Consider the following 14,075-nt stretch of genomic DNA (forward strand, 5'->3'; position numbering starts at 1 on the left):
GGCCGACGGCCCGGCACAACTCACGGTAGAACGGCCGGCCTCGCGAGGAGGCGGACGAGCGGATCGAATGGGGAGAGCCTACTCGTTTTTCCAGGCACCCGTCTCGACCCCGTGGATCTCGCCTTTCGCCTCGCGTCCGCCCGGCCACAGTCCGACCGCGATCACGCTCGCGAAGAAGAGGCCGAGGACTCCCGCCACGACCGTACCCGGAATCCCCGGCAGTTCGGCGGCTTCGGTCCACCGCTGTTCCGGGGTAAACATCGTGATTTTGAACACCCAGCCGACCCCGGCCACCGCGAATAACAACCCGTACACGCGACGGATTCGCCGTGAGACGGCCTCTCGACTCGAGACTTTGAACGTCGGGTTTCTGAGATCGTCGCTCAGTTCCTCGCGCCACGCCGGATGTTCCACGCCGGTGGGCTCCAGCGCGTTCGCGAATACGTTCTCCTGTATGAAGCGGACGCGGGCGCGCCAATGGTCGTAGAACCGGTATCGACGCACCTCGTAGAACAGGAAGATCGACAGGACGAAGACCCCGATCAAGAGCAGGAACGCCGGCATAGTGCGACTCGAGAAGACGAGCGACAGGAGTGCGGCCAGCAGCGTGATCGCCCAGTCGGTCGTCCGATCGATCCGGTCCTGTGCGCTGTTGGCCTGATTGACCTCCCCACGGTAGAAGTGGGGGAGGACGCCGAGCAACGAGTCGGTGTCCGCCGCGGCCGCCGCGCCGATTTCCTGATCGTCGCGATCGAGCGGGCCGTCTCGATCCGCCTGATCGCCCCCCGCCACCCGTCCCCTCGGGTCCGCATCGCTGCTCGGTCCGGAATCGTCATCGAAATCGTCCACCATGCGGTCGTTTGACGCCGTCGCGGTGCATAGTCCTCCGTGTAGCGACTGCAGGGCCTGCGGCGGTCGGTCCGGCGGGCGACCACTGCGCGTCGGCACCGAAACGAGTGCGTTCATTACCCCGTGCCCGCTAAGGGCCAGTATCGTGTCTCGAATCGAACGCCGACACCGACGCCGGTGGGGAACGGACCGATCGCTCGCTCGAGACCACTGGTAAGCATGCACGGATCACACGCCACGGGGAGCCCCTACGCTCCCTACACGGAGGAGGACCGTACGGCAATGCTCGAGACGGTCGGTGCGGAGGCCGTCGACGAACTCTTCGACATTCCGGCCGATGTCCGGTTCAACGGCCGGTTCGACATCGACGCGCGAACGGAACGGGAAACGAGACGCCTGGTTCGCTCGATGCTGGACCGCAACGACGACGTGACGGAACTGCTCGGCCGCGGCCACTACGGCTACTACGTCCCGTCGCTGGTCGACCACCTCGCGGATCGTTCGGAGTTTCTCACGTCGTACACGCAGTACCAGCCGGAGGTCTCACAGGGATTCCTACAGGCCCTGTTCGAGTACCAGTCGCTGCTGGTCGAGTTGACCGGCCTCGAGGTCGCGAACTGCTCGATGTACGACGCCGCGACGGCCCTGGGCGAGGCTGCCACGCTGGCCGACCGCGTCCGCGACACCACGGGCCACCGCGTGCTCGTCCCCGAACTCCTGCGCGAGGAACGGCGAAGCACGCTCGAGAACTACGTCGCCGGCACCGACCTCGCGGTCGAGACGTACCCCGTAGCGGACGGGACCGTCGACCTCGCGGGCCTCACCGACCTCGCCGACGACGGCGTCGTCATGATCTACGCCGAGAGCCCGACCGTTCGCGGGACCATCGAGGAGGACCTCGAGGCCATCGGCGACCTCGCGGCCGACACCGAGGCCCTCTTCGTGCTCGGGTCCGACCCGGTCGCCCTCTCCCTGCTCGAGCGACCCGTCGATGTCGGTGCGGACGTGGTCGTCGGCGACGCGAGCGTACTCGGGTTGCCGACGAGCTACGGGATGGGGCTGGGACTGTTCGCGACGCGGGCGGACTACCTCCGCCAGGTCCCCGGCCGGCTGGTCGGGGCCAGTGAGGACGCGACCGACCGCCGGGCGTTCACCCTCACCCTGCAGACCCGCGAACAGCACATTCGCCGGGAACGCGCGACGAGTAACATCTGTACGAATCAGGCCTGGGTGGCGCTTCGAACCGCCATGCACGCCGCCGTGCTCGGGCCGAGCGGGCTGGTCGACCTCGCGGAACGGGACGTTCGGCGGGCGCGGGACCTCGCAGCGCGTCTCGACGACCTCGTCGGCGTCATCGCACCGGTCCACGATCGCCACCACCTCCGGGAGTTCGTCGCCCGCGTCGACCAGCCAGCTCGAGCCGTCGCGGATGACCTCGAGAAGCGGGGCTTCGCGGTCCACGTCGTCGGCGATCACGAGATTCAGATCTGTATCGCCGGTGTCTCCGACGAGCGGATCGATGGGTTCGTCGCGGCGGTCGAGGAGGTGACGCGATGAGCGGCGACCGACCCGACGGATCCGAGGATGGTGACGTCCCACAATCGCGGTACGACCAGGCCCGATACGTCGAGAACGGCGAGTACGAACCGCTGCTCTCGGAGAAAGATCTGACACGCGTCGAGATTAGCGGTGATAACGATACCGACGGCTCGCCGCTTCCCGACGACCTCACCCGCGACTCCCTCGAACTCCCCGAACTCTCCGAGCCGGAACTGGCCCGCCACTACACGCGCCTCTCCCAGATGATCTACGGGATCGACAGCGGCCCCTACCCGCTGGGCTCGTGTACGATGAAGTACAACCCCACATTCACCGAAGACGTGGCCGCGTTGCCGTCGGCTGCCGTCCATCCCGACCGCACCGAGGCGTCCGTACAGGGGACCCTCGAGGTGCTGTATCGGCTGCAGGACTACCTCGGCAGGATCGGCGGAATGGACGCCGTGACGCTCCAGCCACCCGCGGGCGCGGCGGGCGAGTTCGTCGGCATTCGCGTCGCCGCGGCCTACCACGAGCACAACGGCGAGGGCCATCGGGACGAAGTCATCGTCCCCGAGAGCGCCCACGGCACCAACTTCGCCAGCGCCGCCCTGGGCGGCTACGACGTCGTGTCGCTACCAAGCGACGACGATGGCCGGGTCGATCTCGAGGCGCTCGAGGCCGCCCTCTCCGAGGACACCGCGGCGCTCATGCTGACTAACCCGAACACGCTCGGGCTGTTCGAGCGTGAGATCACGACGATCGCCGACATGGTCCACGAGGCGGGGGGACTGCTCTACTACGACGGCGCGAACCTCAACGCCTTGCTCGGCCGCGCCCGACCGGGCGACATGGGGTTCGACGTGATGCACTACAACGTCCACAAGACGTTCGCGACACCTCACGGGGGCGGCGGGCCGGGTGCGGGTCCGGTCGGCGTCGTCTCCGACCTCGCGCCGTTCCTGCCCGCGCCCCGCGTCCGCGAGCGCGCCGCGGAATCACCGGCCGGGGAACCGGTCTACGAGCGCTTCGACCCCGAGCACACCATCGGCAAGGTCCACGGGTTCGACGGCAATTGGCTGGTGCTGCTCAAGGCCTTCGCCTACATCGCCCGCCTCGGTGACGAAGGGCTCGCGGACGCGAGCGCGTCGGCAGTGCTCAACGCGAACTACCTCGCCGAGCGGATCGAGTACGACGTTCCCTACGGCCCGTTCCACCACGAGTTCGTCGCCAGCGCCGGCGAGCAGGACGCCGCCGACGTGGCCAAACGGATGCTCGACTACGGCGTCCACCCGCCGACGACGAAGTGGCCCGAGATCGTCCCCGAGGCGCTGATGACCGAACCGACCGAAGTCGAGAGCAAGGACACGCTCGATCGCCTCGCCGCCGCGTTCAACGCCGTCGCCGGCGAGGACGACGACGCCCTCGAGACCGCGCCGGAACGGACCACCGCGCGCCGGATCGACCAGACGACCGCCGCACGGACCCCGCGGCTGTCGTGGCAGGCGCTCGAGGACGACGCCTGATCGCGGACGCGGCCAGCACTCACCGACATCCCCTGCCGTCGGACCGCTCGAGCGTGACGCCCCGGCAGGCAAGTAATCGGAACACGTTACGCGTGAGTGAGATGCGGCCCACCGGGCACTATCGTAGGGGTCCAATGTAAACTGGTATCGGTTTCAATCGTGTTACTCAGCACAAATCTTTTTACGCCGCCCCGATGTCTCCATCGACCATGTCTAGCCAATCAGACTCAGTCGATGACAGCCGAAGCGACGTCCTCCAGCGCCACCGGGATACAGCCGATGCCGTCGTCCCCGAACGGACATCCCTGTATATCGGCGGCGAGTTCACGGAGCCAGCCGGTGGCGAAACGTTCGCAACGACCGATCCGACGACGAATCAGGAACTCGCGTCGGTCGCCCGCGGCCGAACGGCGGACGTAGACCGTGCAGTCGCCGCCGCGTGGGACGGGTTCGAAACAGAGTGGTCGGGATACGACGCCGGGGACCGCCAGCGCGTACTGATGGCGATCGCCGATGCGATCGAGGCGCACGCCGACGAACTCGCCCAGTTAGAGACCCTCGATAACGGGAAACCGATCACGGAGGCGACGATCGACGTCCACTCCGCCGCGGAACAGTTCCGATACTTCGCGGGCATCGTCCGCGAGAACGGCGGCGAGACGATGACCGACGGCTCGAGGTACGGACAGGTCATCGCGGAACCGTACGGCGTCGTCGGACAGGTTATCCCGTGGAACTTTCCGCTATTGATGGCCTCGTGGAAGCTCGCACCGGCACTCGCTGCCGGTAACTGTTCGGTGTTGAAACCCGCCGAACAGACGCCGCTTTCCGCGCTGCGGCTCGCCGAATTGATCGACGACATCGTCCCAGATGGCGTCGTCAACGTCGTGACCGGGTTCGGTGAGGAAGCGGGCGAACCGCTGACCCGGCATTCCGACGTTCGGAAAGTCGCGTTCACCGGCTCGACGGCCGTCGGCAAACAGGTAATGAAAAACGCCGCCGAAACCGTTACCGATGTGACGCTCGAACTCGGCGGCAAAAGCCCCGTCGTCGTCTTCCCCGATGTCGATGTCTCGACGGCCGTCCAACTGGTCACCGCTGCGATCTTCTACAACACCGGCGAGTGTTGCGAGGCCGGATCACGGCTGTTCATTCACGAGGACGTTGCCGACGACGTCCTCGAGGGCCTCGTCCAGGCGATCGATGGGATGGAACTCGGGGACCCGTTACGCGACGAAACGGACCTCGGTCCGAAGGTGTCTCGCGAGCAAGTCGATCGAACCATCGACTACCTCGACGCGGCGCAGGACGCCGGCGGGGAGTTCCTCGCCGGCGGCGATCGACCCGACGACGATGTCCTTTCCGAGGGCTGTTACGTTGAACCGACCCTCATCGAGGGACTCGATCACGATCACGCCGCGGTCCAAGAGGAGATTTTCGGCCCGGTGCTCGAGGTGTTCCGCTGGGACGACTACGAGACGATGATCGAGTTGGCAAACGACGTCGACTACGGGCTCGCAGGCGGCGTTATCACGGACGATCTCGAGCGAGCGAACGATGCGGCACGGGATATCGAAGCGGGGTACATCTGGATCAACAGCTATCACGACCTTGCTCCCGGCCTCCCGTTCGGCGGCTACAAACAGTCCGGAATCGGCCGCGAACTCAGTGCCGACACGCTCGACCACTATCAGCAGACGAAAACCATCAATCTCTCGCTTACATAAGAGCGCGTCGTCTCCATGCCGTGATTCCGACCGCGTCGAATCGCCGCCCCCGACGAGTTACGCCGTACTCGAGTCGACGGCGGTGCCGTTGTCGCCGATACGGACGAACCCGTAGTCGCAGTCCGGACAGTGCCACTTGACCTTCTCGCCGAGGTGCAGCGTCGTACTGGCGGCGCGATAGAACGTCTTTTCGCCCCCGCAGTTCGGACACTCGTGCTCGAGTTCCAGAGCCATAGCCGACGGTAGCGAGCGAAGCGAGTTTAACGTACTGGTTCCGACGGCGACGAGCGGGATGTCGGGACGGCCGCCCGTTACAGCGCCACAGGTGACAGGGAAGTTAAGTGGAGTCCGGCCGTCGATCCAGCCATGTCGATTTACACCGGCCGCGGCGACGACGGGGAGACCGACCTCCGGGACATGACTCGCGTCTCGAAGGCGAGCGCCCGCATCGAAGCTTACGGGACCGTCGACGAACTCAACGCTCTGCTCGGGACGGTTCGTCCGACCGATCACGACGACATCAACGACCGACTGTCCGCCATCCAGAACCACCTCCACGTCGTGCAGGCGGATTTCGCGAACCCCAACCCTGACGAGGACGACCCCGCGATCCGCCCCGCCCACGTCGAGACCGTCGAGGACTGGATCGACGCGTACGACGAGGAACTCGAGCCCCTGACCTCCTTTATCCTGCCGACCGGCAGCGAACACGGCGCGGCGCTACACCACGCCCGTACCGTCTGCCGGCGCGCCGAACGCCGTGCGGTCGCGCTCGCAGCCGAGGAGCGGATCAACGAGGACGCGGTCCAGTACCTCAATCGGCTCTCTGACGGCCTGTTCACCTTCGCCCGCGTCGTCAACGCTCGCGACGGGGAACCGGAAGAGGCCCCCGAGTATTAGCAAACCAGGAGTGCGCGACTCGAGACGGCCCAGCGCGTGGCGAACACACGCTCCGCTGGTCGGCTATCGCGCGTCGGTGCCGGAGGCTCGACGGATGCGATCCCCGCTCGTTACAGCCCGATATTCAGCGCGTAGCCCCAGGGCTCGCCGGCGAGGACGAACACGAGCAGGGCGGTGCCCAGCAGTTCGACGTTCTTCATGAAGTGGATCAACTCGTCTTGTTGCTGCTCCTCGGGGACCGCCCAGAAGTCGTGCATGAACGGGGTCACGAGGACGAAAAACACCGCGAGCATCCCCGCAGCGATGACGGGGTAGACGCCGAGTACGATCCCGACGCCACCGAGAACGAGCATCACACCCGACGCGACGACGCCGAACCTGGCCGCGGGAACACCCTTTGCCTCCGCGTAGCCGGCCATGGTGTCCGTCGCCGCGAAGTGATTCAGGCCCTGGTAGACCAGCAGGCCACCGAAGAGCAGGCGGCCGACGAGCAGGACGACTGCACTGAGTCCGCTCTCGAACGCCATCAGTCGCTCACCTCCGCTCGCGAGGCAGCGGCGTTCCCTTCGGTCGGCTGGTGGCGTCGATTCCGATCCGCGAATCGCAGTTGTAGTTGCATTACGTTACCAGGTACGTACCAGAACCAGTTATACGCTCGCTAACGGGAGTGTTACCGGGTGAAAAGCGAGTTATCGGTGCCCTCGAGCAGCGGAGGCGACGCGAACGGGCGACGCGTTCGGCTCGATTCGACCCCGGGGAACCGCGGGTCGCTCGAGCGGGGCTACCGACGATCGGTGAAAGGAAGTCTTAAGTCGAACGCACGGGAAGCACCTCGTGCGGGTTGGTGATCTAGTCCGGTTATGATACCTCCTTCACACGGAGGAAGTCGGCAGTTCGAATCTGCCCCAACCCACTCGTCGCCTTGCTCCACGTGACGTAGTAAACCGCAAGAGGGCGGCATATTGCCGTTGCACCCCGTCAGCAATTCATACAGTCGCTTCCTAATTCTGTGTAAATCGCAGTCTGGCGTCCGAGATTCGGCTGCCGGCTCGGGTGTCAGAAGCCAGCAGCAGCGTTCCGGTTGCGGCAACCGGTATCAACCCTCGAAACCGAGCAGGCGTCCCAACGGTCCCCCGCTCCTCTGCCGGCAGTCGAACTGTCGAAGCCGACCCGACAGCACCGAAAGCGAACGCCGTCTCGCTGGACGCGACCGGCGATGAAACTTAAGCCGACTCGAGTGGTAACTCACAACATGGCATACCGGCTCCAGTGCGACAGCTGTGACCTCGAGAGCGAGTACACCGATTGGGCCGACGCGAACGGTGACGCCAGCGACCACGAGGCCGAGTACGCCGACCACTGGGTGAGTATCGTCGATCTACAGGAGGCCTGACCGTCGTCGTCGGTCGAAGGAGGTGCCGACGAGGCCGCTCGTCGGGACCGAGCGACGGTTCTCTCTCGGCCGCGATCATTCCTCCAACTCGCGGTCGGGGTCGTCCTCGAGAGCGGCCGCCAGGATCGCCGTGTGGACCGTTCGACTGTCGGTTTCCTGAATCGTGGCGGCGGCCTGAAAGCGCTCGCGAGCCCGCGTCACCGTCCGTGGCTCGGCGGCGAGCTGTGCGAGAATGAATGCGTCGGCGTCGACCGCCCGGGCGGCCGCGAAGTCCGCCGCGTCGTACAGGGCCGCGAACTCCGCGACCACGTCCGAGACGAGCCGATCGGTCGCATCAGCACCCGGATCGCCGACCGGAACGCCGGCGTCGGACGGATCGAAGTAGTCCTCGTAGTCGACGACGCCGGCCGACTCGTACAGGTACGCCTCGAGCGCGTCGAAGACCGGTTCCGAGACGTAGACGCCGAACAGTTTGTACCGATCGTCGCGAGTCATCACGTAGTGCCCCGTGTCGCTTGCCGTAAGCGATGCTCTCGAGAGTTATAAACCCGCGAGGTATCGGGCGCTATCGATCCGCGAACGGGGTGGGTGTCCTCGACCGCGGCTACGAAACGGACCGATGGGCCGCACAGTCCCCGCGTCTCAGGTGTCGGTCCGCTCGGTCGAGTCGCAACGCGGTGGTGTGCCCGACCCACGACGGCTGTCGGCCATCCCGCGGAATCGTCCATGACGTATTGCTGAGAGATAAAACGTTTTAGCGCTGAGCCGTGACCGATCTAGCGTGGCTTCTCGAGTGCCGAATCCGCTCCGATGGCTCCTGCTGTCGATCGGGTCCTTGCTTGCGTGGGGAGGGATCGTCGACGCCCGGCGCGTCGAGCGGACTACCGATCTCGCCTGGCCGCGGATCGTTACCGGCATCGCCCGGATGTCGAAGTCCGCGGCGGACGTGGCGATGGTCGGGATCGCCCTTGGTCCGGCGGCGATCGCCGGGGTCGGCTTCGCGACCCCGTTCTGGTCGATCGCGTTCGCCATCGGCGGCGGGGTCGCCGGGGCGACGATCAGCCTCGTCTCGCAGCGCTACGGCGCGCGGGCGACCGAGCAGTTGTCGCTTGCGGTGACGACCAGCGCGCTCGTCGTCGTCATCATCACCGTTCCGCTCGGGATCCTCTACTGGACCGTTCCCGAACGACTGATCGGACTCGTCGGGAACGACGCGGCGTCGATCGCCTACGGCGCTGCCTATCTCCGGGTCCTCGCCCTCGGCGTGCCTTTCGCCGCGGTGAACCTGATCGCCAGTCGGACGCTCGTCGGTGCCGACGACGCGTGGACGCCCATGATCATCCGCGCCGGCGGCGCGATCGCCAACATCGCCATCAACGCCGTCTTGCTGTTCGTCCTCGAGTGGGGCGTCGTCGGCGCGGCGATCGGGACGGTGCTGGCCAACGTCTTCGTACTGGCGGCGTTCGTCACCGGTTTCACCGTCGGCCGGCTCCCCGTGATCGGGGCGTTCCCCGTGACGATCGATCGTTCGGGGCCGTATACGACCCTCGCGGATCTCCGGAACGTGATCGACATCGGGGCCCCACTCGTGTTTACGAACGTCGCCAGGCGGGCCGCACAGTTCCCGATGCTCGCCATCGTCGCGCTGTTCGGGCCGAACGTGGTGGCCGCCTACGTTGTCGCGCGCCGCGTCCGCGATCTGATGGATACGCCGGGCTGGGGCTTCTCGCTGGCCTCGAGCAGTCTCGTCGGTCAGGAACTCGGCACCGGTGACGAGAGTAACGCCGACACGTACGGCCGAGCGGTGCTCCGGTTCGGAACCGCCGTCTACCTCTGCAGCGCGGCCGCCGTCCTCGTCGTCGCCGAACAGGTCGGCCGGCTGTTCGTCGACGATCCGTCGATCCTGCCGCTGGTGACGACCTTCATCGTCGTGGCCTGCGTCAGCGTCGTCTTCCGCGGCGTTAGCGGCGGCGCGACCGGGCCGCTCCGCGCGAGCGGGGATACCCGCTGGCCGTTCTACGGGCAGGTGCTCGGGCTCTACGTCTTCGCGCTTCCCGTCGCCACCCTCGGAGCCGTCTCCGTTCCCCTCGGTCCCGTCGGGGCCGTCACGCCGCTCGGGATCGGCGCGCTCTACGCGGCGCTGATCCTCGAGACGCTCGTTCCGGCGGTCGTCACCTACTACCGGTTCGCCGCCGGCCACTGGAAGGCCATCAGTCGCGGCTATCGGCCCGAATCCACGCCCGGCGACTGAGTCGTCGCCGTCGGGGCCGGAACGCGGGTGAAGCGGGCCGACGCTGCCGCCGTGGACGGGGTGGTCTCGAGGGCTGGAATCCCGCCGGTCTCGGCGGGACTCTTGCACCGGTGTAGCGCCGTTTCGGCGATGGTTTCGGGGCCGATCCCCAGCCGCCGGAGCAGTGCGGTCCGAGTGGTCCCCTTAGTGGGTCGACCCGCAATCGAACCGCCACGCACCGGCCCGTGATGCGGGGCTCGTTCATCGTCGTGCTCGACGGGAGTGAAGCGCGCTGTACGTCCGTCTCCCGGGACACGACTAGCAGTACGACCGAGCAGTCAACTATACAGCTATCATCCATAGCTGATATATCTTCGACGGCATCGGGACGAACCCCGCTCGCCGTGTCAGCTGCCGTTCGACCGTACTGGCCGGGTACTCGCTTTCTCTCCGGAATTTCGTCGATTTGACGAGCTCGCCAACCGGCCTCCAGCGAACGGCCGGCCGATCGTTCGGAACGGTCGCCGAAATCGCGGAGACGAGTATACACGCGGCGAATACGGCTGTCCACCCGAGAGCGATAGTTCCTGTGACGGATCGCCCGTTCAAAGATCCGGCTGACGACATATATGATAAAATATACTATTCATATACTTCTTGAATATGTGTCCTTTCGTTCCGATCGGCCCGATGAACGCACCCGATCGATAGACGACTGGATCACAGGACCGCCATCGATGGAAGCAAGTCACTCCGTCGACGGGAGCACAGCGAGACTGCGTCGGGGGACCACTGGCTGCGGGAGTTAAATCTCTTCGACGTACGTATACGTCTCCGACAGCGCCGCGGCGTCCTCGCGAAGCAAGGCGACGACCAGGCAGTCGACGTACTCCTCGAAGTACTCGACGAGGTCAGCGATCCGGTCCGAGTCGATCGCCTCGAGCGAGTCCAACAGCATGAACGGAACGATCTCGTGGACGTCGTGGACCAGATAGCCGGCGAGCGCGAAGACCAGTCCCGTGACCTCGCGCTCGCTCTCCGAGAGGTGGTCGACGGTGTCCTCGTAGGTCCGGCCGTCCTCGGTCGTTCGGACGATGTGGAGTTCGAACGCGGTTCGCGTGACCTTCCGCCGCCCCTCCCGGACCGTCTTCTCGCGTCGTTCGATCCAGATACGGTCGATGTTTCGGTACTCCAGAATCGAGAGGATCGACTCCATGTGCTCGTTGAACGCGTCGACCGCGTTCGCTTCGATCCGGTCGACGCGCGTTCTGAGGTCGGTCAACTCCGCTTCGACGGTCTCGCGGCGGTCCTCGAGATCGCTTCGTTCCTCGATTTTCCCCTCGATCTCCTCGATCCGTTCCTGTACGTCGTCGCGTTCGGCCTCGAGGTCCTCGAGTTCGAGTTCGAGTCGATTCAGTTCGCGGTGCGTCTCGATCACCTCGCCGTACTCGGTGTTCTCGAACGTTTCGGCGTCCGACTCGAGTTCGTCGAGCCGCGCCTGCTGTTCCTCGAGGTCGGCTTCGAGCTCCGCGATCCGTTGGGACCGGCGCTCGAGATCGTCCTCGATCGCCTCGAGCCGGGTTTCGATCTCCCCGCGCTTCCGGCGTCGGTCCCGGAGCTCCTTCTGTCGGTCGGAGAGGTCGTCGATCCGCGCTTGGAGGTCGCTGCGCTCGGAGAGCTTTCGCTGGCGCAGCGAGCGCAACCGATCGAGCGTCGATTCGATCCGGTCGCGGTCGACCTGGGAGCCACACGTCCAACAGACGACGTCGTCCGACGCCGCGAGCAGCTGGTCGGTAAGATCGTCGCCGTCCCCCTCGGCTGCCCCGTCGGACTCGTCGAGATCGAGGTCGATCCCGTCGTCGGCGAGTCGCTCCTCGTTGAACCGGATCACGCTCTGGAGTTCGCTGACGGTCGTGTCGAGCGACCGTTTCCGGCTGCGAAGCTCCTGGACTCGCCCCTCGAGTCGGTCCGGCGACTCCTCCCCGTCGTCGAACGCTTCGAGTTCGTCCTCGAGTTCGTCCCGTTCCCGTTCGAGTTCGGCGTAACTCTCCCGCTCGGTCTCGAGGTCGTACTCGATCGACTCGAGTTCGGTTCGCGCGTCCTGCAGATCGGCAAACGCCGACTCGATCTCGTCCTTTCGCTCCCGACTCGCCTCGATGTCGAGGTCGAACGCGTCGAGGGTAGCCTCGAGTTCGTCGATCCGCCCGGTCGTCGTCTCGATTTCGTCCTCGAGCGCGGCGCGGTCGGCTTCGAGGGCGGGGAGGTCGCTATCGAGTCGGGCGAGTTGCTCGAGGCGCTCGTCGAGGTCGCGCTTTTCGGCCTCGAGCGTGTTGATCTCCGCTTCGATCTCGTCGGTATCGATCGGTTGCATGATGAGATCACGGAGATCGTCGCCCCGCCTGACGGTGCGACGCGCCTCGTTGGACTCGAGCAGGAAGGCGAACAGATCGGCGAGTTCCGGATCGTCGAGGTACGGATCGCCGTCGAAGACGACATCGCCGTCACGCCGCTCGAGGGACCGCGTGTACTGTTCGTCGTCGAAGGCCAGTTCGACGCGGCCGGCGTCCGCGTCGCCTTTCAGTGACGATCGCCGACTGCCCAGCGCCGCCATGATCGTCTGGAGGAACGACGTTCGGTTCGTCGCGTTCCGGCCAGTCAGGACGTTCACGCCGGGTTGAAGCCGTACTTCGGTACTGTCGATGCCGCCGATGTTCTCGGCCGCGACGGTGATCGACGAGGTGACTGACTCTGGAGATGACACGACTGCTCCTTCTCGCCGCTGAACTAAATGTTATTTGGTTACGGCCGTTATTCCGTGACGTACTCACACGGCGTCGGCACCGTCACAGTCACAGCCACCCTGATCGAGCAAGTCCGCGATCGGGTAGTCGGCACCGCAGTTGCCACAGATCGTTCGCACATCGACGAACACCTCGTACTCCCGGTCCGTGATCTCGCCGGCGTTCCCGAGTTCCTCGAGCGTCGATTCCGTGATGACCTGCGTACGGCCGGCGAGACGCTGGACGGTCTCTTTCTTCCGTTCGATGCGATCCTCGGGGTCTTCCTCCGGAAGGGAGGCGTCGCGGACGTTCGTGAGATACGTATAGATCGTCTGGTGAGTCACGAAGTCGGACTGAACGTCGTCGATATCGACCCCCGTCCGCTCGAGTTCGCGTCGTTTCCGAACCGCGTCGGATCGCGACACGTCGTCGTTCGTCAGCGTTCGGTAGAGCGAATCGATATCCGTATCCAGGACGGACGTGCCCGCATCGCGTACGGCCGCCCGGAGCACGGCCTGATTGAACTCGGTCGCGAGGTCGCGCAGACTCGTCCGCTCGGTCCCGTCGCCGACCCACTCGGTCTCCAACCGCTCACCCCACTCCTCGAGATCGTACCGATCCATCACTCGCTCGACTTTCGTTCGGCGTCCGCCGCTCGAGTCGTCCGTCATACCCAATGTAACTGATGCCTGTCGTACAAATGTTGTGATTACCGTCAGGGGAGCCCGAAGTCCGTTCGGGGTTTTCGAACTGCCGGCAAACCGAACCGGTACTGTAACGATACGTATGGATAGTGGAACGGGGACCGTCATTGCGGAGTTATATATTCACGTGCTATACGCATACCACAGGCGGCCGAAAGGGCGTTCGGTGCTCCGTACGCGGTATCGATGCCGTTCGAACTATCGGATCGGAGTGACCGCCCGGTTGTGCTCTGCTCCGATTAGTTACAGAACCGTTCGGATGGCGTGGAGAGCGATCGCGGCCGACCGACGACGGGGTCAGTTACTGATCTATGGCTGTAAACGCAATGGATGGAGTGTCGAGTTTCATTTGATATGACTACACACAGGCACTTAGCCACACGGCCGTCTCGAGAGTCCAGTTGGAAGACGACCTCGCCGCCGGCGGCCG

At 65.3% G+C, this 14,075-nt stretch carries 12 protein-coding genes and 1 tRNA gene; 7 read left to right on the top strand and 6 right to left on the bottom strand.

The annotated features are described in order from the left end of the window. Window positions 1-78 precede the first annotated feature (78 nt). Window positions 79-852, bottom strand: a complete 774-nt coding sequence (locus FGF80_RS02765) for a DUF2270 domain-containing protein (RefSeq protein ID WP_138652097.1) — start codon at window positions 850-852, stop codon at window positions 79-81. A gap of 216 nt (window positions 853-1,068) precedes the next feature. On the opposite strand from FGF80_RS02765, the gene gcvPA reads away from it, so the two are divergent. The 3 genes from gcvPA (at window position 1,069) to FGF80_RS02780 (ending at window position 5,638) form a co-directional block, all read left to right on the top strand. Further along, window positions 1,069-2,406 carry an aminomethyl-transferring glycine dehydrogenase subunit GcvPA gene (gene gcvPA, locus FGF80_RS02770; protein WP_138652099.1) on the top strand — a complete coding sequence of 446 codons (1,338 nt, stop codon included), beginning with the start codon at window positions 1,069-1,071 and terminating at the stop codon, window positions 2,404-2,406. Next, entirely contained in the window at window positions 2,403-3,911 is a 1,509-nt protein-coding gene (gene gcvPB / locus FGF80_RS02775) for an aminomethyl-transferring glycine dehydrogenase subunit GcvPB (protein WP_138652101.1), read from the top strand. The genes gcvPA and gcvPB overlap by 4 nt, the downstream gene beginning before the upstream one ends. A 209-nt stretch (window positions 3,912-4,120) precedes the next feature. Then, window positions 4,121-5,638, top strand: coding sequence for an aldehyde dehydrogenase family protein (locus FGF80_RS02780; protein ID WP_138652103.1), 1,518 nt, complete (start codon window positions 4,121-4,123; stop codon window positions 5,636-5,638). Window positions 5,639-5,695: 57 nt separating this feature from the next. On the opposite strand, the gene FGF80_RS18980 is transcribed toward FGF80_RS02780, so the two are convergent. Beyond that, the gene (locus FGF80_RS18980; RefSeq protein ID WP_006186796.1) at window positions 5,696-5,872 is read right to left on the bottom strand and encodes a DUF7838 family putative zinc beta-ribbon protein; all 177 of its coding nucleotides are present in this window, start codon (window positions 5,870-5,872) and stop codon (window positions 5,696-5,698) included. A 132-nt stretch (window positions 5,873-6,004) separates the two neighbouring features. On the opposite strand from FGF80_RS18980, the gene FGF80_RS02785 reads away from it, so the two are divergent. Then, complete coding sequence (locus FGF80_RS02785) at window positions 6,005-6,538, top strand: cob(I)yrinic acid a,c-diamide adenosyltransferase (RefSeq protein ID WP_006186795.1); 534 nt, start codon at window positions 6,005-6,007, stop codon at window positions 6,536-6,538. A gap of 110 nt (window positions 6,539-6,648) precedes the next feature. Here FGF80_RS02785 and FGF80_RS02790 read toward each other — a convergent pair whose 3' ends face one another. After that, window positions 6,649-7,065, bottom strand: a complete 417-nt coding sequence (locus FGF80_RS02790) for a DoxX family protein (protein WP_138652105.1) — start codon at window positions 7,063-7,065, stop codon at window positions 6,649-6,651. Window positions 7,066-7,376: 311 nt separating this feature from the next. Here FGF80_RS02790 and FGF80_RS02795 point away from each other — a divergent pair. Beyond that, window positions 7,377-7,451: transfer RNA gene (locus tag FGF80_RS02795), tRNA-Val, on the top strand. 339 nt (window positions 7,452-7,790) lie between these two features. After that, entirely contained in the window at window positions 7,791-7,931 is a 141-nt protein-coding gene (locus tag FGF80_RS18985) for a hypothetical protein (protein ID WP_006184759.1), read from the top strand. A 75-nt stretch (window positions 7,932-8,006) separates the two neighbouring features. On the opposite strand, the gene FGF80_RS02800 is transcribed toward FGF80_RS18985, so the two are convergent. After that, the gene (locus tag FGF80_RS02800; protein WP_006184758.1) at window positions 8,007-8,426 is read right to left on the bottom strand and encodes a hypothetical protein; all 420 of its coding nucleotides are present in this window, start codon (window positions 8,424-8,426) and stop codon (window positions 8,007-8,009) included. A gap of 298 nt (window positions 8,427-8,724) precedes the next feature. Here FGF80_RS02800 and FGF80_RS02805 point away from each other — a divergent pair, with 298 nt between their 5' ends. After that, the gene (locus FGF80_RS02805) at window positions 8,725-10,182 is read left to right on the top strand and encodes an MATE family efflux transporter (protein ID WP_138655448.1); all 1,458 of its coding nucleotides are present in this window, start codon (window positions 8,725-8,727) and stop codon (window positions 10,180-10,182) included. 784 nt (window positions 10,183-10,966) lie between these two features. Here the strand turns inward: FGF80_RS02805 and FGF80_RS02815 are convergent. Together FGF80_RS02815 and rdfA are read right to left on the bottom strand one after the other, a co-directional pair. Further along, window positions 10,967-12,922 (bottom strand): archaea-specific SMC-related protein, encoded by a 1,956-nt coding sequence (locus tag FGF80_RS02815; protein WP_006184756.1) that lies wholly within the window; start codon window positions 12,920-12,922, stop codon window positions 10,967-10,969. 63 nt (window positions 12,923-12,985) lie between these two features. Then, window positions 12,986-13,612 carry a rod-determining factor RdfA gene (gene rdfA, locus FGF80_RS02820; protein ID WP_138652109.1) on the bottom strand — a complete coding sequence of 209 codons (627 nt, stop codon included), beginning with the start codon at window positions 13,610-13,612 and terminating at the stop codon, window positions 12,986-12,988. Window positions 13,613-14,075 lie beyond the last annotated feature (463 nt).

Origin of the sequence: Natrinema pallidum (genome assembly GCF_005890195.1) — an archaeon.
Classification (GTDB): Archaea; Halobacteriota; Halobacteria; order Halobacteriales; family Natrialbaceae; genus Natrinema; species Natrinema pallidum.